Genomic DNA, 23,550 nt, shown 5'->3' with positions numbered 1-23,550 from the left:
TTGCACGCGGCGGGCCGTCGTCATGCATCGATCCGATGGTTCGTCAATTTGTCGTGTGGAGCGGTGGGCCCGACCTCGGCTCGAGTCAGTGACCGGACCGGTAGCGGCCCGGGGTCGTGCCGACGAGGTCGGTGAACGCGGCGATGAAGCCGCTCGGGTTGGCCCAGCCGCAGGCATGCGCGGTGTGGGTGATGTCGTGGCCCTCGGCGAGGAGGACGAGCGCGTGGTGCACGCGCAACTGCGTCCGCCACTCGTAGAAGGTCATGCCGAGTTCGTCGCGCAGCAGCCGGCTCAGGGTGCGGGAGCTGGCGCCGACCTGTCGGCCGAGCCCGGCCAGCGTGGTGGCATCGGCGGGCGTTCCGGACAGGATCCGCTCGACCGCCCGCAGTCGGTCGTCGCGCGGGTGCGGCAGATGCAGTGGTTCTTCGTCCGCCTCGCGCAGTTCCTCGACCAGGACCCGCAGCAGGCGCTGACGCGCGGCGCGTCCGTAACCGGGCACCGCGCCGCCCTCGATGCCGCCCTCTTCGTCCTTGCCGTTGTCCCCGGCTTGGCCTCCGCTGTGGCCCCCGCTTCGGCTTCCGTCACCGCGTGGGCCGGTCAGGGCGAGCAGGACCTCCCGCGCCAGACCCGAGACGCAGAACACCGCCGGACGCCCCGGCACCAGCCGGGCCAGGGAGGGCGGCAGGAAGACGATCCGCATGTCCGTGTCCCCGTGGGCGCGGTGGCGGTGGGCGAATCCGGCCGGCGTCCAGGCGACCCGGTTGGCCGGGACGATCGACGTCCCGCTCTCGGTGTGCAGCACCAGCACGCCGCTGGCCGCGTACACCAGGTGCCCGCGCGCGTGCACCCGTTCCTCGCTGCTACCCCCGGAGGACCACAGGTGACGCCCGCCGGAGGGCCAGGTCAGGGACGTGGCGCCGGCTTCCGGGCGGGCTTGGCGGGGACCAGGCATCGATTGGCACTCTACCGGTAGCACGCCATGACGCGCCGCGACCAGACTTCTGGTCGTGAGCGGTGGCCTCCGGCGCCACGGCCGAGCAGTGTGAGAAGGAGAAGTCCCATGGCGACGTTCGTTCTGGTCCCCGGTGGTTGGCACGGCGCCTGGGCGTTCGAGGCGGTGGTTCCGCTGCTGGAGCGGGCCGGTCACGCCGTCCACGCCCTGACCCTGACCGGCCTGCACCCCCACGACGATCCCGCCGCGATCGCCGCCGCCAACCTGGACACCCATGCCGCCGACGTGCTCCGCCTGCTGGAGCGGGCCGACCTGGAGGACGTCACGCTGGTCGGTCACAGCTACGGCGGAATGGTGATCACGGCTGCCGCTGACCGCGCCGACGGCCGGGTCTCCCGCCTGGTGTACCTGGACGCCTGCGTGCCGCGCGACGGCGACTCCTGCTGGTCCCTCATGAACGAGGGCTACCGGCAGTCGTTCGTCGCCGGTGCCGCCGTCACCGGCTACGCCGTCCGCCCCCCGTGGCGGCCGGACGGCGACCCGCGCCGCCGCCCGCACCCGCTCGCCGCCTTCCTGCAGACGGTCCACCTGACGGGCGCCCACGCGGCCGTCCCCCGCCGCGAGTTCGTCTACTGCTCGGCATGGGAGGACCGTACGCCCTTCGCCGGGCAGCGCAGCCGGCTGCTCGCCGACCCGGGCTGGACCGTCCACGACCTGCCGACCGGCCACAACGCGATGCGCGAGGCCCCGGGGGCGGTCGCCGCGCTCCTGCTCGACGGCGCGGACGCACCCGCCGGGCCGGACGCACCCGCCGGGCCGGGCGGGCTCGGCGAAGGCACCGTCCCGGCCCCGGTCCGGATGGCGCGGTCGGGCGTGTGACGCGGCCTCGGCGGTCTAGTCCTGTGCGGGTTCCAGTACGAAGACGGGGATCTCGCGGTCGGTCTTCTCCTGGTACTCGGCGTACGGCGGGTACGCGGCGACCGCGCGTTCCCACCACTCGGCCTTCTCGACTCCCGTGACCTCACGGGCCGTCATGTCCTGCCGCACGGCACCGTCCTGGAGCTCCACGTGCGGGTCCGAGGTGACGTTGAAGTACCAGACCGGGTGGTGCGGGGAGCCGCCCTTCGAGGCCACGGCCGCGTACCGGCCCTCGTGTTCCACGCGCATCAGGGGGGTCTTGCGGATCTTGCCGCTCTTCGCGCCGCGCGTCGTGAGGATGATGACGGGCAGGCCCGTCTCCCAGAGCGTCGTCCCCTGTGTGCCGCCCGAACTCTCGTACAACTCGACCTGATCGCGTACCCACTGTGCTGGACTCGGCTCGTACTCGCCCTCAAGAGGCATCGCATTCACCCCATCGTCACGTCGCTGAATGTGGTCGGCGAAGCATATCGGGTGCCGTCCGGCCGGTGGCCGCACTCGTGCGGGTGTCAGGCCGAGGGTCGCTGCAGCCAGTCCGCTTCGACGGTCCAAAACATCTGGCGTGCACCGAGGTAGTCGTGTGCGAAGTCCGTGAACCGTTCGCGGGTGTACGGCTTTCCGGTCCTGGGGTCCTTGGCGTTGATGTCGGGTTCCTGGACGGCCATCGCGACGAGGGGGAGGGAGTTCCGGTATTCGTGGAGGAACTTGTAGGAGTTCTCCATCTGGTACGGCCGGTCCGGCAGGGTGTCCGGACCGCCGATGCCGATCCTCTTCTCCCTGGCGAGGTCGAACATCTCCTTCATGCGCTTGTGGTCGTCGTCGTCCGGAAGGAAGTTGACGTACTGGATGAACTGCGTCCTGGTGAAGACCTTCCTGCCGTAGCGCATGTTGTCGATCTCGGCATCGATGTAGGACGCCGAGGTGTAGCCGGTCCGGTCGTTCTCGGTGTCCACCTCGACGGCGGTCTCCGGAAGGTTCACCCCGGCGAGCCTGCCGTCGAACTTCTCCGCCATCGCCTTGAGCATGGCCTGGAAGTCCGCTCGCACCTCCGTGTTCCACTGTGCGGCCATGGCCCCGTGGGTGGTCGGGTTGTCGGGGTTCTCGTCGACCGTCGGGGTGACGCCGCCCTCGTCCTTCACGTACTGGGGGAGGTTGGCGTCCTGCACGGCCACGTCGAAGAACCGGTCCTGGATCTGGACGAACAACTTCTTGTGGCGTTGCTGGAGGTAGTCCAGCGCGCTCTCCAGTCGTGACCACTTGTACTCCCCCTTCCTTCCCTCCAGGGCCTTCCAGGGGGCCACCACCTGGACGCCGCCGATGTCCGCACGGTCGATCAGGGCCTTGACCTTCGGGTCCGCGCCGGACGTGGCGTCCTCGAAGGCGCCGAGCGACATGTACAGGTTGTCCGTCACCTTGCCGTGGTCGTGGCTGTGGGGCGCGGTGCTGGCGGCGGTGGTGGCGGCCTTGCCGGGGTCGGGAGCTGTGGAGCCCTCGCCGGGGGCGGCCGCCCCGAGGGTGGCCGTCAGGGTCACGGCCGTGAGGACCACGGCTCCGAATGCACTGTGTGGCGTCGTCATGAACGCGACGCTAGGGGGACGTTCTAAGGGAAGGATAAGAGCGTCCGTCATCTCCGCTGCCGGTGCTCAGCGCTGCCGGGGCCGATGACCCGTCGCAGCTCTGGCCGTCCTCTCCCGGCTCACCCCCGCTTCTCCGCGGCGCTCCCGCCGACCTGGCCCTCCCGCGTCTCGCGGACGGCGTACGAGCCGAGGGTGCCCTCCAGTCGGTCAAAGGCCCGGACGGCCGAGGGGCGGACGGCGGCGGCGATGGCGGCGTGGTCCTCGCCGGCCAGTGTGCGGCGGAAGACCTCGGCGAGCACGGCCCGGTCGACGGCGGCGAGCAGGGCGGCGGCGACCCGGCTCTCGAAGTCGACGGGTATCGCGTGCACGGCCTCGGCGAGCGCCTCGGCGAGTGCGGTCTCGCTCAGTTCGTGCAGTTCGCGCAGTCGTGCGCCGAGGGCGGGGCTCTCAGCGACGGTCCGGGCGAAGTCCGGGCCGGAGAAGCCGAGTCGGGGGTCGTGGCGGTCGAGCCCGGCCAGGCAGTCGCGGCGCAGCGCGGCGAGGGCGGACTCGCCGGGGGCGCGCTCGGCGACGGTCCGGGCGAGCCGGCCGGCGAGCTCCTCGTGTAGGTCGAAGAAGAGGTCCTCCTTGCGCGGGAAGTGGTTGGTGACGGTCATCTTGGCGACCCCGGCCGCGGTCGCCACCTCGGCGATGGTCGTGCGGTCGAAGCCGCGCTCGATGAAGAGCCTGGTCGCGGCGTGCGAGATCGCCTCGCGGGTGCGGCGCTTGTTGAGCTCGCGGAGGTTCGGGGCGGTCCCGGTGTCGGTCATGGCGGTGAGCCTAGCGCAGTTCGCTGGGTCCGCCACAGTAATTAGGCTTGACCTAATGGATGGGTCCGTCCTAAGTTCTTCCTCGGGCGGCCGGAGCGGCTGCCGAGGAACGAGCCTGGGGAGGGCGCATGACCGTCTCGGTCGCGAGGAAGAGCGGGTTGGGGGCGGCCCGGTCGACGAGGCCGGAGCCGTTGCCGCCGGGCCTGATGAGGACGGGGGTGGTGCTCGCGCTGGGCCCGGTCCTGGCGCTGCTGGACACCACGATCGTGAACGTCGGCATCGATGCCGTCACCCGTGAGCTGCACAGCTCGGTGGCGGCGGTGCAGTGGGTGGCGACGGGCTACCTGCTGGCGATATCGCTGACCATGCCGCTCTCGGGCTGGGCCGCCGGCCGGTTCGGCGCCCGCCGGGCCTGGCTGGCCTCGGTGGTGCTGTTCGTGCTCGGGTCCGCACTGTGCGGCCTCGCCTGGTCGACGGGGAGCCTGATCGCCTTCCGGGTGCTGCAGGGCGTCGGCGGTGGGATGATCCAGCCGCTCGGGCAGGCGATCATGGTGCAGGCGGCCGGGCCGTCCCGGATCGGCCGGGTGATGGGCACGCTGCTGCTTCCGATCAGTCTTGCTCCCGTCCTGGGGCCGATCCTCGGCGGGTTGGTGCTGGAGCAGCTGGACTGGCGCTGGATGTTCCTGCTCAACGTGCCGGTCGGGCTGGTGACAGTGCTGCTGGCGGCCCGGTGGCTCCCGGCCGCGGAGCGGTCCGAACTCCCGGCGCCCAGGCTGGACGTGACGGGCCTGGCGCTGCTGTCGCCCGGTCTGGCCGCCCTGGTCTACGGGCTCGCCACGATCGGCGGGGGCGGCGCGGCCGGCCGGGTGGCGGCCGCGGCGGGGGCGGTGCTGCTGGTGGCCTACGGGTGGCACGCGCTGCGGGTCGGGCGCGGTGCGGGCCGGGCCCCGCTGATCGACCTGCGGCTGTTCGCCCGGCGGGGCTTCGCGGTGGCGACGGCGAACAGCTTCCTGCAAGGGGCCGTGCTGTACAGCTCGATGTTCCTGGTGCCGCTCTACTACCAGCAGGTGGAGCACACCGGCGCCGTCGCGGCCGGGCTGCTGCTCGCGCCGCAGGCGCTCGGCACGGCGGTCACCTCGCTGCTCTCCGGCCGAATAGCCGACCGGGTCGCGCCGCGCCCGCTGATCCTGCTCGGCATCGGCTGCTCGCTGCTCGGCACCCTCGCCTTCACCCAGCTGGGGCGTGGCTCCGGCCCGGCGGACTGGCTGGTCGTCGGCTCGCTGGCGCTGCGCGGGGTGGGCATGGGCATCACCGTGATCCCCGGCATGGCGGCGGTGTACGGGAGCGTCGACAAGGCCCAGGTGCCCGCTGCCGCCGGCGCGGTGAACGTGCTCAACCGGCTCGGCGGAGCGCTCGGTACGGCGCTGCTGACGCTGGTCCTCCAGCGCGCACAGGCGGGGCAGCCGGGCCTTCCCGGCGCGGCCTTCGGCACGACCTTCTGGTGGGTGCTGGCCCTGTCCGCGCTCTCGATCGCGCCGGCCCTGCTCTACCCGGGCGCCGCCCGCAGGGCGGCCTGACCGAAGATCATTCCGCAGTTCCCTTCCGAACCACGACCTTGGAGGTACCCGTGTTCACCAAGCACCCCGGCGGCCTGCGTCTGCTCACCGTGCACGCCCACCCCGACGACGAGTCCAGCAAGGGGGCGGCCACCCTCGCCCGGTACGCCGCGGAGGGCGTGGACGTCCTGGTCGCCACCTTCACCGGAGGCGAGCGCGGGTCGGTGCTCAATCCGGAGCTGGACCGCCCGGAGGTCCGCGCCGACCTCACCCGGATCCGGCGCGAGGAGATGGCGGCCGCGCGCGACATCCTCGGCGTGCGGCAGCGGTTCCTCGGCTTCGTCGACTCCGGGATGCCGGGCCCGGACGAACCGCTGCCGGAGGGCTGCTTCGCCGCCCAGCCGGTGGAGGTCGCGGCGGCGCCGCTGGTCGGGCTGATCCGGGAGTTCCGTCCGCACGTCCTGATCACCTACGACGAGACCGGCGGGTACCCGCACCCGGACCACGTGATGACCCACCGGGCCGCCGTGGAGGCCTTCGAGGCCGCCGCCGATCCGAAGCGCCACCCGGAGGCCGGCGAACCCTGGCAGACGGCGAAGCTCTACTACCACCTGGCGCTCTCCCGGCCCTGGTTCCAGACGATCCACGACGCCATGACGGAGCGTGGCATCCCCTCGGCGATGGGCGAACTGCTCGCCGGGTGGCCCGATACCCCGCCCGCCCTCGCGACCACCACCCGGATCGCCTGTGCCGAGCAGTTCGCCGTCCGGGACGCGGCGATGCTGGCGCACGCCACCCAGGTCCAGCCCGGGGTGGCCTTCATGGCCCACTCGCGGGACGTCGAACGCGAGGTCTGGCCGACCGAGGACTACCACCTGGCGCGCAGCTTCGCGGCCGGTCCCGAAGGTGCCGTCGGGGTGGGCGGGGCCGGCCAGGCAGGCGCCGAGGGCGGGACGGGTGCGGTCGAGACCGACCTGTTCGCCGGGTTGCGGGTCGGTCGGAACGACGGGGAGGGGGAGTAGGGAAGCCGGGCAAGGGCCGCTCAGAGCGCGGCCAGCACCCCGCAGAGCGCGAGGAGGCCGCAGATGCCGAAGTTGACCAGCTTGTGCGAGAGGAAGACCGCCGCGAACTCGCGGATGGTCGCGCTCGGCCAGTAGTACCGGGCGGTGGGCGAGCCGAAGACGTGCCCGTTCACGCCGGTCCTGCGGGCGGTCAACGCGGCCCGGAAGGCGTGGAAGTTGTTGGTCACCACGACGCAGCGGTAGTCGGGCTTGGCCTGCTCCATGATGGCCCGGCTGAACAGCAGGTTCTCCTCGGTGGTGCGCGAGCGGTCCTCCCGCTCGATGTGCTCGGCGGGGAAGCCGCGTTCGACCAGGTAGTCGGCCATGGCGTGGGACTCCGGCAGCTTCTCGTCCGGGCCCTGGCCACCGGAGGTGATCAGCACCGGCGGGTTGCCGCGCGCTGCCTGGGCCTCGTACACCTCGCGGCCCCGGTTGAGCCGGCTGGCGAGCAGCGGCGGCACGCGTTCGCCGCCGATCAGCCCGGAGCCGAGGACGACCACGAAGTCGACGTCCCGGCGGGGCCGGTGGCGGCCGTACAGGAAGGCGTAGCCGACGAAGCAGACGAAGAGGAAGGAGATGTAGCCGACCACCAGGACGGCGGTCCCCGCCAGGATCGCGAGCCGCGGTGAGTGGGTGACGATGGCGGCGCCCAGCAGCGCGATCACGGCGATGATGCCGAGCCCGGCCAGCAGGGACAGCAGGTTGGCCGGACGGGTGCCCTCCTTGCGGATCATCGTCACGCCGTTGGAGAGCAGGAACCAGACCAGGGCCACCGTTCCGACGGTGGGCAGCAGGACGATCGCCACGGCCGCGAGCTCCGCCACCAGTGTGGGTGCTTTGCGGAGTTCGGCCAGCAGGGCGAGCGAGAGGAGCGAGACGGCGATGCCGAGCAGCACGGCGTTGCTGAACTGGCGTCGGTCGCGCAGTACCCCGATTCCGAACAGGAGGAAGAAAAGCGCGGCTGGAGCGTAGGCGAGCATGGTTCGTATCGTAGGGGGAGGGTTGGAGAGGTGGATCAGGCGAAGCGGTCGACCGCCGCGCGGAGGGCCTCGGCCATCTTCGGACTGCCGGTGTGTCCGGCCTCGTCGATCACCGTCAGCTTCGCCTCCGGCCAGGCCTCGGCCAGGTGCCAGGCGGTGTCGAGAGGGCCGCCGAGGTCGAGCCGTCCGTGGATCAGTTCGCCCGGGATCCCGGCCAGCCGGCCGGCGTCGCGCAGCAGTTGGTCGTCCGGGAGGAAGGCCCGGTGCGAGAAGTAGTGCGCCGCGATCCGGGTGAAGGCCATCAGGGCGTCGGAGGGGCGGTCCGAGTAGGCGTTCGGCTTGCCGAGCACCTCGTGCGAGATCACCGCGTCCTCCCAGGCGGCCCAGGCGCGGGCGGCGGCCCGACGGGTGCCCTCCTCCGGGCTGTTGAGCAGTCGGCTGTAGGCGGAGAGGAGGTCGAACACGTCGCCGTCCCGGTCGGCGGCGGGCAGGAAGTCGCGGAACTCCGCCCACGGGCCCGGCAGGAAGCGGCCGACGCCCTGGTACAGCCACTCGGTCTCGGCCGGGCGGGTCGTGGTCACCCCGCAGAGCACGATCGCGGAGACCCGCTCCGGGTGGGCCTGCGCGTACGCCAGGATCAGGGTGGAGCCCCAGGAGCCGCCGTACAGGAGCCACTTGTCGATGCCCAGGTGCTCGCGCAGCTGCTCCAGGTCGGCGACCAGGTGGGCGGTGGTGTTGTGCTCCAGCCCGGTCGATGGGTCGGCGGCGTGCGGCAGGCTGCGTCCGCAGCCGCGCTGGTCGTACTGGACGACGCGGTAGCGCTGCGGGTCGAAGTACCGTCGGCTGCCCGGGCTGTGGCCCGACCCTGGCCCACCGTGCACCACCACGGCGGGCTTCCCGCCCGGGGCGCCGGAGGTGTTCCAGTGGATCCGCTGCCCGTCGCCGACGTCCAACAGGCCCTGTGCGTGGGGTTCGTCGTGCTGGTACGGCTCGGACACCGGGGACTCCTCCGTGGACGTTCGGACGGGGCGCCGGGCGAGCCTACCCGCTGTCGGGCGGGGCGGAGTCCGAAATTCGGAGCCCGGGATTCGGAACCCGGTACTCGGGGCCCGGTATCCGGCGTCCGGTGTTCAGCGTCCGGAATCCAGCGTCCGGCGTTCAGAGTCCGATGTTCAGTCCGAAGGCGGTGTCGAAGGAGGCGTTGCCGACGCAGAGGATCAGCCAGAGGCCGAGCGCGCCCGCGATCCCGGCGGTGATCCGGCCGAACCGGGTGCGCTGCTCCTTCGGCCGGCGCCGGTGGCGGATGCCGTGGACGAGACCGTACAGGCCCGCCGCGGCGAGTGCGTAGGCGGCGGCCGGGCTGGTCCGGTGGAGCGTCTGGGCGAGGAAGAACGCGCCCGCCAGGGAACCCGTGGTGAGTGCGAGGAGCAGCACGCCGCCGACGGTTTCGAGGACGAACTCGCCGAGGCAGCCGGCCGAGTCGCGGGCCAGGCCGGTCGCGAGGCCGGTGGCCAGCCCGACCTGACCGCCGGGGACGGGGGTCGGGTCCCCGGGCTGGTGCCCGCCCGGCTCCGCGCCCAGCTCCACGCCCGCCGCCGCGCCAGGCTCCGCGCCCGACTCCGCCCTCGGCTCCTGTGCTGCCCGCTCCCCGGTCATGCCCCGCCCGCTCCTTTGCCCACCCTTTACCCGGTGGGTAGCGTAGCGGATCCCCGTGGCGGCGCCGCAGGTCAGCGGTGGTCCGGCGGCAGCAGGGCGGCCAGTCCGTCGAGGATGCGCTCGACGCAGAACTCGAACCGGACGTCGAGGTTCGGCTCGGTGAGGTCGGTGGCGAGTGCGACCAGGTTGGGGAAGTCCTCGACGGGCAGTGCGCGGAAGCGTTCCCGGACCTCGGTGACGACGTCCAGCCGGCTGGCGCCCTGGGCCTCGGCGGCCGACAGCGGCGACTGCTCCTGGAGGACGAAGCCCTGGACGAAGGAGCTCAGCAGGTAGGTGGTCAGGGCGGCGTGGGTGTCGGAGAACCCGGCCTCGCGCAGGCGGTCCAGCTGGTCGTCCAGCAGGCCGAGCATGTGCGGTCCCGGTGCGAGGCGTCCGGCCATGACCTTGGCGGCGTCGCGGTTCTCGTGCAGCAGCCGACGGTAGTTCCAACAGTAGCCGCGCATCTGGACCCGCCAGCCGCCTTCGCGGGGCGGAGGCTCGGCCGAGGCGATGATCGCGTCGTTGAGCAGGTCGAGCAGCTCGTCCTTGTTGCGGACGTGCCAGTACAGCGAGGCGGCCTTGACGCCGACCTCGGCGGCGACCTTGCGCATGGACAGTCCGGCCAGGCCGTCCCGTTCCAGCACGCGGAGCGCCGCCTGGGCGAGGGCTTCCCTGGTCAGGGCGGGGGGCGTGGCGTGGTGCGCCGGTGTGGCGCTGTCGTTCTCCGGCACGGCTGTGCGGACACCTCCGGGTGCGGCTGCGGAATCCCGTTTGCAATCTAACACCGTTAGGGGCACTCTGTGGGCACCGGACTCGCCCCTAACGGTGTTAGGGGCTCAGGTGTGGGAGGGAACCCATGGAAGGAACGAGCGCCCGCCGCAAGCGGCTCGCGCTACTGACGCTCTGCGTGGCCATGTTCATGGCCATGCTGGACAACGTCGTCGTCAACGTCGCCCTGCCCCGCATCGGGCAGGACCTGGACGCCGGGATCAGCGGCCTCCAGTGGGTCGCCGAGGGCTACAGCCTGGTCTACGCCGCCCTCGTGCTGACCGGCGGCGCCGTGGGCGACCGCTACGGCCGCACCCGGATGTTCGTGCTGGGGCTGGGCCTGTTCACGGCGGGCTCCGCGCTGGCCGCGCTCGCCGGGACGATCGAGGTGCTGGTCGGCGGCCGGATGGTCCAGGGCGTGGGCGCCGCGCTGCTCACCCCGGGCAGCCTCACCCTGCTGGGCCACGTGTTCACCGACGAGCGCGAGCGCACCAGGGCCATCGGCCTCTGGTCGGGGGTGTCCGCACTGGGCCTGTCGATCGGCCCGGTGATCGGCGGCCCCATGGTCGAACACCTCGGCTGGGCCAGCGTGTTCTGGATCAACGTGCCGATCGGCGTGGTCGGCGTGGTGCTCGCCGCCAAGGTCCTCCCGGGCATCCCGCCGCGGGCCCGGCGGATCGACTTCGGGGGCTTCGCGCTCTCCGCGGCGGGCCTCGGGCTGCTGGTGTACGCCCTGATCGAGGGGCCGTCACGGGGTTGGAGCGACTCCCTCGTGGTCGGCTGCGGTGCCGCCGCGCTCGCCCTGCTGGTCGCCTTCCTGCTGCTCGAACTACGCCTGGCCGAGCCGATGCTGGAGCTGAGGCTGTTCCGGGACAGTGCGCTGAACGGAGCGCTGCTGAGCGGCTTCATGGTCAGCTTCGGGATGTTCGGGGCGCTGTTCTTCCTGCCGCTGATGATGCAGGGCGTGCTCGGCTGGTCCCCCTCCGGCGCGGCCTACGGCGGGCTGCCGATGACCGCCATGCTGGTGGTGGCGGGCCCGCTGTCCGGCCGGCTGGCGGCCCGGTACGGCCCCCGGCTGCCGATGGTGCTCGGGCTCGCGCTCTGCGCGGTCGGCCTCGGCGGGCTGTCGCTGTACGGCGACCACGCCCACTACGTCGAGTACCTCTGGACGCTGTTCACGCTGGGCTTCGGGATGGGCCTGACCTTCACCCCGATCTCGATCGCGGTGCTCCGGCGGGTCGCTCCGGCCCGGACCGGGATGGCCTCGGCGACCGTCAACACCCTGCGTGAACTCGGCGGCGTGCTCGGGATCGCGGTGCTCGGCGCCGTCCTGACCAACCGGATGACGGACGAGCTGACCTCGGCCCTGCACCGGCTCGGTGTCCCGCCGGGGGCGGTGGGGCCGATCGCGGACGCGCCCACCGGTGCCGCGCACGGCGGTGGCGGCCCGGCCGGAGCGCTGCCCGCGCCGGTCCAGCAGGCGGTGGACGGCGCCTTCGTCGACGGCATCCACCTCGCACTGCGCTGCGGATCGGCCGCACTGGCCGTCACCGCCGTGCTGGTCGCGGTGCTGCTGGGCCGGGCCCGCCCGATCGCCCAGGCCGACCCCGGCGCAGCGCAGGCTGAGGAGCTGGCCGGGGCGAACCGGTAGCCCCGGTCGGCCGGGGCCCCGGTCGAGCAGCGCCTCGGTCGAGCAGCGCCCTGGTCGAGCGGTGTCCCGGTCGGGTGCTGCCGGACAGTTCTGACGCGCCCGGGCCCCACCGGTTCAGCGGATCCCCTCCACCGCGGCCTGGGCCGCCCGGGCCAGCTCCCGCCGGGCCCCCGCCCGGGTGGGCTGCGGTCCGGGCGGCGGGATCGGCGGCAGGAAGGTGACCTCGGCGACCAGCCCGCGCACCGCGACCACCCGGGCGAGCGAGGTGAGCAGCCCGTCGTCGCCGATGAAGGCGGGCGCGCTGGTCGGCCGTCCGTCCGCGAGCCGGTAGCGGATCGTCACCGGCTGGACGAAGGCGCCGGCCTCCACCGCGGCCTGGAACAGGGCGGGCCGGAAGCGCCCGCTCTCCCGCCCGCACCAGGTCGACCCCTCCGGGAAGACGATCACCGGGTGTCCGGAGCGCAGCACCTCGGTCACCGCCGCCACGGTGTCCGGGAGCGTGCGCAGCCGGTCGCGGTCCAGGAACACGGTGCCGCCCCAGGCGACCAGGGGCCCGAGCACCGGCCACCGCCGGACCTCGGTCTTGGCCAGCGACCGCCCCGGTCGACCGGCCGCGAGCAGCGGGATGTCCAGCCAGGAGACATGGTTGGCGACCACCAGCGCCCCGTCGGCGCCGACCGCCCGGCCGTCCCGGCTCCGGGCGGAGCCGCTCCGGAGGAAGCCGCCCGCGCCGGTCCGCCCGTCGGCCCCGTCCGTCCCGGTCCGCCCGTCCGCCCCGTCCGTCCCGCTCCGCCCGGCTGCCCCGGGCGCCCGGGCCGTGCCGAGGTGCACGGTCACCCCGAGGGAGCGCAGCACCACCCGCGCCCAGAGCCGGATCAGCCGGTCCCGGGCGCCGTAGGGCAGCAGCCGCACCGGCAGGGTGAGCAGCACGCCGACCGCCACCGCCACCAGGCAGGCGGTCAGCCGCAGCACGCGCCGGGGGTGCGAGACCTCCGGTGCGCGCTCGCCCAGGCAGGTCTCCGGCCGGCAGGGCGCGGTCGGCAGCCAGACGCTCATGACGACCTGCCCGGGGCGGTCGTTCCGGACAGGAAGTGCCGCAGGTAGCGCGGGTCGGTGCGCTCCAGCGACAGCAGGACGTACAGGTCGGCGCAGTCGAAGTCCGGGTCGTGGGCGGGCTCGCCGCAGACCCAGGCGCCGAGCCGCAGGTAGCCGCGGAGCAGGGCGGGCAGGGCGCCGCGCTCGGCGCGCGGCACGCCGGTGGCGTCCCAGCGGCGGTGCGGGGTGACCCGGTACTCCGCCGGGGCCAGGTACTTGGCGCTGACGGTGTCCCAGACCCGGGCCGCGGTGGCGCCGCCGTCCGCCAGGTCGATGGAGCAGCAGCCGCCGACCCAGGTGTTGCCGGTGTCGGCGAGGTAGCGGGCGATGCCGCCCCACATCAGGTTGATGACGGCGCCGTTGCCCCGGTGCTCGGGGCTGATGCAGGAGCGGCCGAGCTCGACCAGGCCGGGCCGGACGGGGGCCAGCGCGGAGAGGTCGAACTCGCCGTCGGAGTACAGCCGTCCGGCCCGGCGGGCGGCTTCGGGGCGGAGCAGCCGGTAGGTGCCGACGACGGGCCCGTCCTCGCCCTCGCGGACCAGCAGGTGGTCGCAGTACTCGTCGAAGGGGTCGACGTCGAGTCCGGCGACGGGGCTGTGCAGGACGGCGCCGAGCTCGGCGGCGAAGACCTGGTGGCGCAGCCGCTGGGCGGCGCGCACGTCGTCCTCGTCGCGGGCGAGGGAGACGGTGTAGGCGGTCGGCGCCGGGGCCGGCCGGGTGCGGGGCGCGGGGACCGCCGTGGTGTCGTGGGTGGGGGCGACTGCGGACGGAGCGTACGTGGGGACGGTGGTCATGGCGGACCCTCCAGGGCAGCACGATCGGCGGTGCCGTGGATCGCCAGGGCACCGTCCCGGCCCGCTGGGGTCGTGCATCGGGCGCGGACCGGTCCCCGTATGTGTCTCCAAGCCGGTTGGCATTCACGTTGCGGGCCGGAGGAGCGCAGATGTGCACCTGTTGAATGGGACCACCCAGGGCGGGCCTTGGCCTGTCGGTCATCTGCCCGGCACCGGGCGGTCGTTCGTCCGGGGTGGACAACGGGGGCGCGCACCTGATGCGTACGCGCCCCCAGGGGCCGCCCCCAGCCGGTGCGCCGAGGGTCGGCCCCAGGGCCGCCCCGAGGGTCAGAAGGCCCGCCAGCCCTCCGGGTCGACGCCGCCCGGGACGGCGTCGGCCGGCCCGTACGGTTCGCGGGTGTAGACGAAGGAGCCGACGTCCAGGTGGCTGACGGTGCCGTCGGGGTGCCGGACCACCCGCAGGGTCTCGCCCGCGTAGTAGCGGTCGAGGCCCAGCCAGGTGCCGTCCGGCTGCGGCCGGAAGCGGGAGCCCCGGCCCGCGCCGGTCAGCGGGGTCAGTTCCAGGACGCCCTCGGCGCGCAGCCGCAGGGCGTTGGGCGCGGCGCCCCAGTACCAGGGCCCGGTGAGGGCCAGCAGCTCCTCGTCGACCTCGGGCAGCGGACGCCAGGCCTCGGGCAGCCGGGGTTCGTGGGCGGCCGTGATGCCGATCAGCTCGGCGGTCAGCCGGCCGGTGCCGGCACCGGTGGCGTTGGACAGCGCGAAGGCGGCCAGGCCGTCCTCGGGGCTGATCCACAGGCAGGCCGTGAAGCCGGGCATCGAGCCGGTGTGCCCGTACAGCACCCGGCCCTCGTGGCGGGACAGTTGCACGCCGAGGCCGTAGGCGGAGGTCCACTCGGCGTCCTCCGGGCCGACTTCGGGGCGGCGCATCTCGGCGAGGGTGTCGGCCTTGAGCACCTTGTCGTCGCCGGCCGCGAGGAAGGCGGCCCAGCGGGCCAGGTCGGCACCGGTGGACCAGAGTTGACCGGCCGGGGCCATCAGCCCGGTGTCGGTGAGGGGTTCGGGGAGCATGACGTCGGCCCACGGGTGGACGGCGAAGCCCCCGGCGTGCGGGTGCTCGGGCAGCAGGGTGGTGCGGTCCATGCCGAGCGGGTTCAGCACCTCGCGGCGCAGCACCTCGCCCCAGGGCTCGCCGCGCAGCCGCTCGACCAGGGCGCCGAGCAGCGCGTAGCCGGGGTTGGAGTAGTGGTGGCGGCGCCCGGCCGGGTGCTTGAGCGGGCCGGACTCCTCCAGCAGGCCGCCGAGTTCGGGCCGCAGGCCGCCGTCGGTCCGCTCCCACCACGGCCCGGGCGTCTCGGCGGCGAGCCCGCCGGAGTGGGCGAGCAACTGGGCGACGGTGAGGTCGTCGGCCGGGGTGCCGGGCAGGTGGCGGCCGAGCGGGTCGGCGAGGTCGAGCAGGCCCTCGTCGCGCAGCCGCAGCACCAGTACCGCGGCGAAGGTCTTGGTGAGCGAGCCGATCCGGTACTGGACGTCCAGGTCCGGTGCGTGCCCCTCGATCATGCTGCGGGCACCGGTCCACACCAGCCGGCCGTCCCGCACCACGCCCGCCACCATCGAGGGCGTGCGGCCCTCGGCCTGGGCGACGGCGGTGCGGTGCAGCAGGGCGCGGGCGGTGGTGGGCAGCAGCGGGTCGGGCAGGTCGGGGAGATGATCACTGTTCGGCATGCCCGGACAGTAGCCCAGCCGGCCCGGGAACCCGGCCGAATATCCGCTCGGTCCGGCCCTACCCGCTCAGCCAGGCCTACCTGCTCGGTCCGGCCTACCCGCTCGGCCAGGCCGACTACCCGCTCAGCCCGGCAGCGGCGGCAGCTCCGGCCGCTCCAGCCACGCCTCGAACAGCGGGCCGAGCGGGGCCGTGGTGTACCGGGAGGCGTGCGCGAGGAGGTCGCCGGTGGTGACCACGCCGTGCCGGTTGACGCCGGCCCAGTCCCGCAGCATCGCGAAGAACGCGTCCTCGCCGAGCGCCCGCCGCAGCGCGTGCACCACCAGGCCGCCGCGCTGGTACAGCCGGTCGTCGAACATCAGCCGGCGGCCCGGGTCGCCGAGCCGGAGGTCCTGCGGCAGCCCGGCCAGCAGCCGGTGCGCGGCGGCGGCGTGCACGGCCGCGGCCGGGCCCCCGGCGTGCTCGGACCAGAGCCACTCCGCGTACTTGGCGAAGCCCTCGTTCAGCCAGATGTACCGCCAGTCGGCGATCGTGACGCTGTTGCCGAACCACTGGTGGGCCAGCTCGTGGGCGATCAGGCGCTCCCGCTCCCAGCCGCCGCCGAGGTGGTTGGTGCCGAAGGTGGCCACGCCCTGCGCCTCCACCGGGACGTCCAGTTCCTCGTCCGCGACCACCACCGCGTACTCGCCGAACGGGTACGGCCCGAAGACCTCGGCGAAGTGGGCCATCATCGCGGGCTGCCGGGCGAAGTCCCGGGTGAAGTCCCCGACCAGCCTTTCCGGCACGTACCCGGTCTGCGGCACCGACGGCCGGGCGGCCAGCGGCACCGCCCGGTAGTGGCCGATCGAGACCGTCACCAGGTACGGCGAGGTCGGCGCGCTCTGCTCGTACACCCAGGTGGTGCTGGACGCCCGGGTGGTCCGGGTGAGCAGCCGTCCGCCGCTCAGCACCGTGAACGGGGACGGCGTGGTGACCGCCACCTGGTACGTCGCCTTGTCCGCGGGCCGGTCGTTGCACGGGAACCAGGACGGCGCGCCGACCGGCTGGCTGGCCACCAGCGCACCCTCGGTCAGCTCCTCCCAGCCCAGGCCGCCCCACGGGCTGCGCACCGGGCGGGGGTTGCCGGTGTAGTGCACCTCGACGGTGAACGCCGCACCCGCCGTGAGCGCCTTCGCCGGGCGGATCCGCAGCTTGCCGCCGCGGTGGGTGTAGCGGGCGGCCTTGCCGTCCACCAGCACCCGGCCGATCCGGAACTCGGCCAGGTCGAGCGCGAACTCGGCCAGGGCCGCGTCCGCGACCGCGCTCAGCCGGGCCGAGGCGGCCAGCCGGTTGGGCCCGGGCCGGTAGTCCAGCGCGAGTTCGTAGCGGTGCACCCGGTAGCGGTGGTCGCCGCTGGCGGGGAAGTACGGGTCCGGACCGGCGGCGGTCGGCGGGGCGTGCTTGGGCTTCACGGGGGCGGGCGCTTCCTGCGGGCCGGGACGGGTGGGGGTGGTCGTACCAGCGGTCGTACCGGCGGTCGAACCAGCGGTCGAACCAGGGGGAGGGGTGGTCACGACGTGGTCTGCCACGCCTCGATGGGGTTGCCCAGCCACCGCGTGTCCGCGGGGACGGACTCGGCCCGCATCACCAGCGAGGCCGGGCCCAGCGTGCTGCGCTCGCCCACCGTGCTGCCGGGCAGCACGATCCCGCCCGGGCCCAGGGTGGCGCCCTCGCGGAGGACCACAGTATCCATCCGCATGATCCGGTCGTGGAAGAGGTGGGTCTGCACCACGCAGCCCCGGTTCACGCTGACCCCGTCGCCGAGGGTGACCAGGTCCGCCTCCGGCAGCCAGTAGCTCTCGCACCACACGCCGTGCCCGACCTTGGCGCCGAGCGCGCGCAGCCACAGGTTCAGCACCGGGGTGCCCGGCACCGCGCCGACCAGCCAGGGCACCGCCAGCACCTCGACGAAGGTGTCGGCGAGCTCGTTGCGCCACACGAAGCCGCTCCACAGCGGGTGCTCCACCGCCCGGAACCGGCCGACCAGCAGCCACTTCGCGGCCACCGCCACCAGGCAGGCCACCCCGCCCGCCGCCAGCAGCAGCAGGCCGGACAGCAGCGCCGCCGTCAGCGGGGAGCCGTCCGCCAGCCAGGACAGCGCCGCCACGGTCAGCAGGCCCAGCGCCCCCGAGGCGAGCACCGGCAGCAGCCGGGCCAGCTCGACCAGCCCGCGCGCCCAGCGCAGCCGGGCCGGCGGCTCGTAGGTCAGGCTCTGGTCCGCCCGGTCGGCCGCGCGCGGCAGCCGCACCGGCGGCATGCCCAGGTAGGAGCTGCCCTTCTTCGCCTTCGCCGGCGTCGCCGACAGCACGCCCACCAGGCCCCGCTTGGGCACCGAGCGGCCCGGCGCGGTCATCCCCGAGTTGCCGAGGAAGGCCCGGTCGCCGACCTTCGCCTCGCCCAGGCGCATCCAGCCGCCGCCCAGCTCGTACGGGGCGATCAGGGTGTCGTCGGCCAGGAACGCGCCGTCCCCGACCGTGGTCAGGCTGGGCAGCGCCAGCACCGTGGACACCTCGGCACCCCGGCCGACCCGCATCCCCAGTGCCCGCAGCCACAGCGGGGTGACCAGTCCGGCGTACAGCGGGAAGAGCACCTCGCGGGCCCGGTCCATCAGCTGGCTGACCGTCCACGCCTGCCAGCTGACCCGGCCGTGCAGCGGGTGCACCCCGGGCACCAGGCCGGTGCTCAGCACCCGGACCAGCACCACCAGCTGCGCCGCGTACAGCGCGCCGTACGCCAGGGTGGCGGGCAGCAGGCCGAGCAGGGCGCCGCCGAGCGCCGGGCCGAGGCCCGCGCCCTGCTCGACGAACCGGGAGAGCACGGCGAGGGCGGCCGCGGCGGGCAGGACCGGCAGCAGTCCGAGCAGGGCGTCGCCGGCGCCGTACAGCGCGGCCCAGACGGGCCGGCGCACGGGAGTCCCCGCCGGCCAGGACCACTCGGCCCGGCCCAGCTTGACGGCGGGCGCGCCGCCCCAGCGCTGGCCGGTCGGCACCTGGCCGGTGACGCTGGAACCGGGCAGCACCTGGGCGCGCTTGCCGACCCGGGCACCGGGCAGCAGCGTCGAACGGGTGCCGACCACCGCGTCGGCGCCGACCTTGATCTGGCCGACCTCCAGCCGGTCGCCGTCCAGCCAGTGACCGGACAGGTCGACCTCGGCCTCGACGGCGCAGCCCCGGCCCAGCTTGAGCATCCCGGTCACCGGCGGCAGCGAGTGGAGGTCCACCTCCTTCGCGACCTTGGCACCCAGCACCCGGGCGTAGGGGACCAGCCAGGCGCCGGACAGCGCGCTCGCGCCGCTCAGCTCGACGAGCCGCTCGGCCGCCCACAGCCGCAGGTGCACGGCGCCGCCGCGCGGGTAGCTGCCGGGACGCAGACCGCGCAGCAGCAGCCGGGCTCCGCCGGCCCCGATCGCCAGCCGGCCCGGCGAGCTGTACAGCAGCAGCGCGCCCGCACCGACCGCCCACCAGGAGGCGGTGGGCGCCCACGGGTAGTCGCCGACGTGCGCGAGCAGGTTCCCGGCGGCCAGCAGGGCGACCGTCCAGCGCAGGCCGACCACGGTGAACAGCGGGACCAGCAGGAGCAGCTGGAGCAGCTTGGCCCTGGTCGGCACCAGGGTGACGGTACGGGTCTCGCCGTCGGCGGTGGCCGTGCGCTCCAGGTGGCGGGCGAGCTTGCGCAGCGTCGGGTGCTGGTAGATGTCCAGCACCGCGGCGTTCGGGTAGCGGGTGCGCAGCAGGGTGGTCAGCCGGGCGGCGGCCAGGCTGCCGCCGCCGATGGCGAAGAAGTCGTCCCGGGCCCCGGCCACCTGCACGCCGAGGATCTCCGACCACTGCTCGGCCAGCCAGGCCTCGGTGCCGTACAGCCGCTCGCCCGGCCCGGCGGCCTCCAGCTCGGGCAGCGGCCAGGGCAGGGCGTTGCGGTCGACCTTGCCGGAGGTGCGGGTGGGCAGGGTCTCCACCGGGGCGAGCAGCGGCACCAGGGCGGCGGGCAGTTCGGCGCGCAGCCGCTCCACGGCCTGCTCGCGGTCGAAGCCGTCCTGGACCACCAGGTAGCCGACCAGCAGCTGGTTGCCGCCGCGCGCGGTCCGTACGGCCGCGGCCGCGCCGGCCACGCCGGGCAGTGCCTGCAGCGCGGCGTCCACCTCGCCGAGCTCGATCCGGCGCCCGCCGAGCTTGATCTGCTCGTCGGTGCGGCCGAGGAACAGCAGGCCGGCCGGGTCGGCCTGGACCAGGTCGCCGCTGCGGTAGGCGCGTTCCCAGCCCAGCGAGGGCAGCGGGGCGTACTTCTCGGCGTCCTTCTCCGGGTCGAGGTAGCGGGCCAGGCCGACCCCGCCGATCACCAGCTGCCCGGTGCCGCCGGGCGCGACCGGCTCCCCGGCCTCGTCGACCACGGCGAGGTCCCAGCCGTCCAGCGGCAGGCCGATCCGGACCGGGCCGTCACCGGTCAGCAGGGCGGCGCAGGCGACCACGGTGGCCTCGGTCGGGCCGTAGGTGTTCCACACCTCGCGGCCCTCGGTGACCAGGCGCTGCACCAGCTCGGGCGGGCAGGCCTCGCCGCCGAAGATCAGCAGCCGGACCTCGTTGAGCGCCTCCGCGGGCCACAGCGCCGCCAGGGTCGGGACGGTGGAGACCACGGTGATCTCCTGCTCGGCCAGCCACGGGCCCAGGTCGGCGCCGCTGCGCACCTGGGAGCGCGGGACGGGCACCAGGCAGGCGCCGTGCCGCCAGGCCAGCCACATCTCCTCGCAGGAGGCGTCGAAGGCGACCGACAGGCCGGCCATCACCCGGTCGCCGGGGCCGATCGGCTCCTCCTGGAGGAAGAGCGCGGCCTCGGCGTCGACGAAGGCGGCGGCGTTGCGGTGGGTGACCGCGACGCCCTTGGGCCTGCCGGTCGAGCCGGAGGTGAAGATGATCCAGGCGTCGTCGGCGGGGGAGGGGCGGCGCCCCGGGGCGGGCGGGCGCTCCGCGCTGCTGCTCAGGGCGCGCTCGGCGGTGCCGGTCAGGGCGCGCTCGGCGCCGAGCACGGCGGCGACGGCGGCCTCGCCGAAGACCAGCTGGGCGCGCTCGTCCGGGTCCTCGGCGTCCACCGGGACGTAGGCGGCGCCGGCCGCGAGCACGGCGAGGATCGAGACGTACAGGTCGTTGGTGCCGGAGGGCACCCGGACGCCGACCCGGTCGCCCGGGCCGATCCCGGCGGCGGCCAGGCGGCGGCGCAGCTGCTCCACCTCGGCGGCCAGGGCCCGGTAGCTGAGCACGGTGCGCCCGTCGTCGAGGGCCGGCTCGTCGGGGTGGGCGCGCACGGTGGCGTCCAGGACGTCGACCAGGGTGCGCGGGGCGGCGGCCGGGCGGCCGGGGAACAGGGCCCTGGGCGGCGCGGCGGGGGTCGGGGCGGAGTCCGTCCCCGGCTCCGTCCCCGGCCCCGTCCTGGGCCCTGGCGCGGGCTGCGGCGCGGGCCGCGGCGGCGTGGCGTTCTGCTTCGGGTGGCTCGGTTCAGCGGTCATGGCAGCCCGTGCGCTCCTCTGTCCTCGCCCCGTTCCTACCGATGTCCGGCCCCTGGGGCGGCGGGATCACCTGTTCGACGGGTGACCCCGCTCCGGGGCCGGAGCGGACAACCCGACCGATGGTAGCCCCGGGGCGGCGAACCGGCAGTGGGCAGCAGAAGGGTCAACTTCGCCTTGAGCGGCCGAATCTGATGTTCCATCAGCTGACAACTGATGCCCGTTCGTGTCGATGTGACGATTCGTCAGTCGAATTGACGGATCGTCAGGTCGATTTTCCGATCGTGACCCATGCCACAGGAAATGCTGCTCCGTTCGGGTGGCGGGCCGGGCCCGGCGGGCCGGATCCGGCCCGCCAGGGGGTCGGACGGTCAGCGGAAGAGGTGCAGGTGCTCGCTGAGGAAGGCCGCCAGGCTGCGCGGGGAGCGTCCGGTCAGGCGGATGAAGGTGTCGTCCGGCACCTCCTTGCGGACCACCGCGAGCTGCTGGATCTCCACCACGTGGGCGGCCAGCCAGTCCGGCATCCCGGCCCGGCCGACCAGGTGGGCGTGCAGCTCGCCGGGCGCCAGGTCGAGGTAGTGGACCGGCCGGCCCAGCAGCTCGCCCAGCAGTGCGGCGAGTTCCGGGTAGCTGTAGGCGCGCCCGCCGGTGAGCGGGTAGCTGCCGCCGGCCAGCTCCGGGCGGGTCAGGACCTCCGCCGCGGCGTCGCCGATGTCCCGGACGTCCACGTAGTTGCACCGGGCCTGCCCCATCGCGCCGTGCAGCACCCCGCCGGCCGCCACGCCGGGTGCCAGCAGCAGCAGCTTCTGCAGGAAGGCGTACGGCCGCAGGACGGTCGTGGTGACGCGCAGCGACCGCAGGTGCTCCTCGACCAGGTGGTGGCCCCGGGAGACGGCGACCGGGGAGTCCGGTTCGGCGGCGGGGGCGGACACCTTGACGATGTGCTCCACGCCGCAGTCGACGGCCGCCTCGATCGCGGCCAGTTCGTACTGCACCTGGCGCGGGCCGTTGGCCATGGTGAGAAACAGCTGGTGCGCGCCCTGGAACGCCCGGCGCAGCGAGGCCGGGTCGGCGGCGTCGGCCGGGAGGGTGGTGGTCCGGGCGAGGGTGTGGTCGTCCAGCGTGGCGGCCAGCCGGGCGGGGTCGCGGCTGAGGGCGCGGGTCGGTGCGCCCAGGGCGGCCAGGCTGCGCAGGGTGGCACCGCCGGTGGCGCCTCCGGCGCCCATGATGACGATCATGATGTCTGCCTTTCGGGTCGGGGGGTGGTCGTGTTGCCGGAGAGTCGGTGCTGCGGTTCCCGGGTGGGCCGGCTGCCGCGCCAGCGCCAGGTGGTGATGGTCCCGGCGATCGCCGAGGAGACCGGCAGGTCGACCGGAAGCCGCCGCAGCCAGGGGCTGTCGGCGAGCGCCGGCAGGTGCGGGAGGTGCGGCAGGTGTGGGAGCCAGCGCGCGGCGGCCAGGCCGGCGGCGAGGCCGAGTGCGGCGGCGAACAGCCCGGAGGCGGCGGCCGCGAGTGCCCGGGGTGTCCGGGGTGGCGCGGGCCGGGCCGGACGGCGGCGGAGCGCGGCGCCGAGCGCGGCGGCCACCAGGGCGGAGGTGCCGCCGATGGTGGTGAAGGCGGCGACGACCAGCTGGGGCTGCCGGGTGACGGCCCCACCGATCGCGGCGCTGACGGCGGGCATCGCGTAGGAGGTCAGCACCTCCCGCCACAGGATGAAGGGCGGGGGTGCCCCGGGGGCCTTCTTGCTCACGGTTGCTCCTCGATGGATGTGGTGAGGTGCCTAAGTATTTGTACTTAGGTGCCTAACTATTACGGTGTAGAGAAGGCGGACCGCTCGGCGGCCCGCCTCGGGCTCGGGTGGTGCTCGCTGCTCTCGGGTATCGGGTCTCGGGTGGTGCGGGGCGTCAGTCCTCGGTGAGGGCGTCGATGCCCGCGACGACCCGGGCCAGCAGGTCCAGGAAGGTCGCGCGCTCCTCGACGCTGAGGCCGCCGACCAGCGACTGCATCCGGGCGAAGTGCTCGGGAGCGAGTTCGCGCAGCCGGTCGGCGCCGCGCGCGGTCAGGATCACCACGTTGCCGCGGCCGTCCTCGGTCGACGGCCGGCGGACCACCAGCCCCTCCCGCTCCAGCCCGTCGACCAGGCCGGTCACGGTCGCCCGGGAGACCCCGAGGGTCGCCGCGAGCTGGGACGGCGACTTCTCGCCGCCGTGGTCCTCCAGGTCCGCCAGCAGCCGGTACCGGCCGGTCGAGAGGCCGAACCGCCCGAAGTGGACCTCCCCGGCCTGCCCGATCCGTGCCCCCGCCGCCATCAGCCGGGCCGCGACCAGGATCGCCTGCGGATCGGCCGACAGGCCGTAGCGGGCGATCTGCCGACGGGCCTGCTCGATGCTGGGGGCGGCGGGGCCGGTCTCGGGGTGCTGCGTCATGAAAGTAATATGGCG

General features: G+C 74.2%; 20 protein-coding genes. 4 read left to right on the top strand and 16 right to left on the bottom strand.

Translation table 11 applies throughout. The annotated features are described in order from the left end of the window. Positions 1–85: 85 nt before the first annotated feature. On the bottom strand, positions 86–952 hold the full coding sequence (locus ACFXOZ_RS05555) for an AraC family transcriptional regulator (RefSeq protein ID WP_380525538.1): 867 nt from the start codon (positions 950–952) through the stop codon (positions 86–88). Positions 953–1,060: 108 nt separating this feature from the next. Here ACFXOZ_RS05555 and ACFXOZ_RS05550 point away from each other — a divergent pair, with 108 nt between their 5' ends. Beyond that, positions 1,061–1,831, top strand: a complete 771-nt coding sequence (locus ACFXOZ_RS05550; protein WP_380587666.1) for an alpha/beta fold hydrolase — start codon at positions 1,061–1,063, stop codon at positions 1,829–1,831. Between the two features lie 15 nt (positions 1,832–1,846). Here ACFXOZ_RS05550 and ACFXOZ_RS05545 read toward each other — a convergent pair whose 3' ends face one another. From ACFXOZ_RS05545 to ACFXOZ_RS05535, 3 genes are all read right to left on the bottom strand, one after another. After that, positions 1,847–2,293 (bottom strand): nitroreductase family deazaflavin-dependent oxidoreductase, encoded by a 447-nt coding sequence (locus ACFXOZ_RS05545; protein ID WP_380525536.1) that lies wholly within the window; start codon positions 2,291–2,293, stop codon positions 1,847–1,849. Between the two features lie 86 nt (positions 2,294–2,379). Next, positions 2,380–3,447, bottom strand: a complete 1,068-nt coding sequence (locus tag ACFXOZ_RS05540; RefSeq protein WP_380587663.1) for a hypothetical protein — start codon at positions 3,445–3,447, stop codon at positions 2,380–2,382. 119 nt (positions 3,448–3,566) lie between these two features. Beyond that, positions 3,567–4,256: a TetR/AcrR family transcriptional regulator gene (locus ACFXOZ_RS05535; protein WP_380587660.1), complete on the bottom strand. Its 690-nt coding sequence runs from the start codon at positions 4,254–4,256 to the stop codon at positions 3,567–3,569. Between the two features lie 128 nt (positions 4,257–4,384). On the opposite strand from ACFXOZ_RS05535, the gene ACFXOZ_RS05530 reads away from it, so the two are divergent. Beyond that, positions 4,385–5,833, top strand: coding sequence for an MDR family MFS transporter (locus tag ACFXOZ_RS05530; RefSeq protein WP_380587657.1), 1,449 nt, complete (start codon positions 4,385–4,387; stop codon positions 5,831–5,833). A gap of 50 nt (positions 5,834–5,883) precedes the next feature. After that, entirely contained in the window at positions 5,884–6,834 is a 951-nt protein-coding gene (gene mca / locus ACFXOZ_RS05525; RefSeq protein WP_380587654.1) for a mycothiol conjugate amidase Mca, read from the top strand. A 20-nt stretch (positions 6,835–6,854) separates the two neighbouring features. Here mca and ACFXOZ_RS05520 read toward each other — a convergent pair whose 3' ends face one another. The 4 genes from ACFXOZ_RS05520 to ACFXOZ_RS05505 form a co-directional block, all read right to left on the bottom strand. Beyond that, positions 6,855–7,853, bottom strand: coding sequence for a YdcF family protein (locus ACFXOZ_RS05520; RefSeq protein ID WP_380587651.1), 999 nt, complete (start codon positions 7,851–7,853; stop codon positions 6,855–6,857). 35 nt (positions 7,854–7,888) lie between these two features. Next, positions 7,889–8,851, bottom strand: a complete 963-nt coding sequence (gene pip, locus ACFXOZ_RS05515) for a prolyl aminopeptidase (protein ID WP_380525530.1) — start codon at positions 8,849–8,851, stop codon at positions 7,889–7,891. 160 nt (positions 8,852–9,011) lie between these two features. Continuing rightward, positions 9,012–9,509 (bottom strand): hypothetical protein, encoded by a 498-nt coding sequence (locus ACFXOZ_RS05510; protein WP_380587648.1) that lies wholly within the window; start codon positions 9,507–9,509, stop codon positions 9,012–9,014. 71 nt (positions 9,510–9,580) lie between these two features. Then, entirely contained in the window at positions 9,581–10,279 is a 699-nt protein-coding gene (locus ACFXOZ_RS05505; RefSeq protein ID WP_380525528.1) for a TetR/AcrR family transcriptional regulator, read from the bottom strand. Positions 10,280–10,404: 125 nt separating this feature from the next. Here ACFXOZ_RS05505 and ACFXOZ_RS05500 point away from each other — a divergent pair, with 125 nt between their 5' ends. Beyond that, positions 10,405–11,967 carry an MFS transporter gene (locus ACFXOZ_RS05500; protein ID WP_380525527.1) on the top strand — a complete coding sequence of 521 codons (1,563 nt, stop codon included), beginning with the start codon at positions 10,405–10,407 and terminating at the stop codon, positions 11,965–11,967. A gap of 114 nt (positions 11,968–12,081) precedes the next feature. On the opposite strand, the gene ACFXOZ_RS05495 is transcribed toward ACFXOZ_RS05500, so the two are convergent. From ACFXOZ_RS05495 to ACFXOZ_RS05460, 8 genes are all read right to left on the bottom strand, one after another. Then, complete coding sequence (locus tag ACFXOZ_RS05495; RefSeq protein ID WP_380587645.1) at positions 12,082–13,023, bottom strand: lysophospholipid acyltransferase family protein; 942 nt, start codon at positions 13,021–13,023, stop codon at positions 12,082–12,084. Further along, positions 13,020–13,856 carry a GNAT family N-acetyltransferase gene (locus tag ACFXOZ_RS05490; protein ID WP_380525525.1) on the bottom strand — a complete coding sequence of 279 codons (837 nt, stop codon included), beginning with the start codon at positions 13,854–13,856 and terminating at the stop codon, positions 13,020–13,022. The genes ACFXOZ_RS05495 and ACFXOZ_RS05490 overlap by 4 nt, the downstream gene beginning before the upstream one ends. 327 nt (positions 13,857–14,183) lie before the next feature. After that, a complete protein-coding gene (locus ACFXOZ_RS05485; protein ID WP_380587643.1) occupies positions 14,184–15,578 on the bottom strand; it encodes a serine hydrolase domain-containing protein in 1,395 nt (464 codons plus the stop codon). A 123-nt stretch (positions 15,579–15,701) separates the two neighbouring features. Next, positions 15,702–17,027 carry a M1 family metallopeptidase gene (locus ACFXOZ_RS05480; protein WP_380525523.1) on the bottom strand — a complete coding sequence of 442 codons (1,326 nt, stop codon included), beginning with the start codon at positions 17,025–17,027 and terminating at the stop codon, positions 15,702–15,704. 98 nt (positions 17,028–17,125) lie between these two features. Further along, positions 17,126–21,112 (bottom strand): Pls/PosA family non-ribosomal peptide synthetase, encoded by a 3,987-nt coding sequence (locus ACFXOZ_RS05475; protein ID WP_380587640.1) that lies wholly within the window; start codon positions 21,110–21,112, stop codon positions 17,126–17,128. Between the two features lie 368 nt (positions 21,113–21,480). Continuing rightward, complete coding sequence (locus tag ACFXOZ_RS05470; protein ID WP_380587637.1) at positions 21,481–22,347, bottom strand: NmrA family NAD(P)-binding protein; 867 nt, start codon at positions 22,345–22,347, stop codon at positions 21,481–21,483. Then, positions 22,344–22,859 carry a hypothetical protein gene (locus ACFXOZ_RS05465; protein ID WP_380525520.1) on the bottom strand — a complete coding sequence of 172 codons (516 nt, stop codon included), beginning with the start codon at positions 22,857–22,859 and terminating at the stop codon, positions 22,344–22,346. Before ACFXOZ_RS05465 ends, ACFXOZ_RS05470 begins: the two co-directional genes overlap by 4 nt. Before the next feature lie 154 nt (positions 22,860–23,013). Beyond that, complete coding sequence (locus tag ACFXOZ_RS05460; RefSeq protein WP_380587634.1) at positions 23,014–23,535, bottom strand: MarR family winged helix-turn-helix transcriptional regulator; 522 nt, start codon at positions 23,533–23,535, stop codon at positions 23,014–23,016. Positions 23,536–23,550 lie beyond the last annotated feature (15 nt).

Origin of the sequence: Kitasatospora sp. NPDC059160 (genome assembly GCF_042755465.1) — a bacterium.
In the GTDB taxonomy this organism is placed as follows: Bacteria; Actinomycetota; Actinomycetes; order Streptomycetales; family Streptomycetaceae; genus Kitasatospora.
Note: the sequence above shows the minus strand (reverse complement) of the source record. Positions and strands in the feature narration are given on the sequence as shown.

What these genes read in the sequence shown, in the direction of transcription:
- ACFXOZ_RS05500 (WP_380525527.1), top strand. Translation starts at nt 10,405, where the DNA reads ATGGAAGGAACGAGCGCCCGCCGCAAGCGGCTCGCGCTACTGACGCTC.
- ACFXOZ_RS05555 (WP_380525538.1), bottom strand. Translation starts at nt 952, where the DNA reads ATGCCTGGTCCCCGCCAAGCCCGCCCGGAAGCCGGCGCCACGTCCCTG.
- ACFXOZ_RS05490 (WP_380525525.1), bottom strand. Translation starts at nt 13,856, where the DNA reads ATGACCACCGTCCCCACGTACGCTCCGTCCGCAGTCGCCCCCACCCAC.
- ACFXOZ_RS05545 (WP_380525536.1), bottom strand. Translation starts at nt 2,293, where the DNA reads ATGCCTCTTGAGGGCGAGTACGAGCCGAGTCCAGCACAGTGGGTACGC.
- ACFXOZ_RS05485 (WP_380587643.1), bottom strand. Translation starts at nt 15,578, where the DNA reads ATGCCGAACAGTGATCATCTCCCCGACCTGCCCGACCCGCTGCTGCCC.
- ACFXOZ_RS05535 (WP_380587660.1), bottom strand. Translation starts at nt 4,256, where the DNA reads ATGACCGACACCGGGACCGCCCCGAACCTCCGCGAGCTCAACAAGCGC.
- ACFXOZ_RS05510 (WP_380587648.1), bottom strand. Translation starts at nt 9,509, where the DNA reads ATGACCGGGGAGCGGGCAGCACAGGAGCCGAGGGCGGAGTCGGGCGCG.
- ACFXOZ_RS05540 (WP_380587663.1), bottom strand. Translation starts at nt 3,447, where the DNA reads ATGACGACGCCACACAGTGCATTCGGAGCCGTGGTCCTCACGGCCGTG.
- ACFXOZ_RS05475 (WP_380587640.1), bottom strand. Translation starts at nt 21,112, where the DNA reads ATGACCGCTGAACCGAGCCACCCGAAGCAGAACGCCACGCCGCCGCGG.
- ACFXOZ_RS05470 (WP_380587637.1), bottom strand. Translation starts at nt 22,347, where the DNA reads ATGATCGTCATCATGGGCGCCGGAGGCGCCACCGGCGGTGCCACCCTG.
- ACFXOZ_RS05460 (WP_380587634.1), bottom strand. Translation starts at nt 23,535, where the DNA reads ATGACGCAGCACCCCGAGACCGGCCCCGCCGCCCCCAGCATCGAGCAG.
- ACFXOZ_RS05550 (WP_380587666.1), top strand. Translation starts at nt 1,061, where the DNA reads ATGGCGACGTTCGTTCTGGTCCCCGGTGGTTGGCACGGCGCCTGGGCG.
- ACFXOZ_RS05530 (WP_380587657.1), top strand. Translation starts at nt 4,385, where the DNA reads ATGACCGTCTCGGTCGCGAGGAAGAGCGGGTTGGGGGCGGCCCGGTCG.
- ACFXOZ_RS05520 (WP_380587651.1), bottom strand. Translation starts at nt 7,853, where the DNA reads ATGCTCGCCTACGCTCCAGCCGCGCTTTTCTTCCTCCTGTTCGGAATC.
- ACFXOZ_RS05495 (WP_380587645.1), bottom strand. Translation starts at nt 13,023, where the DNA reads ATGAGCGTCTGGCTGCCGACCGCGCCCTGCCGGCCGGAGACCTGCCTG.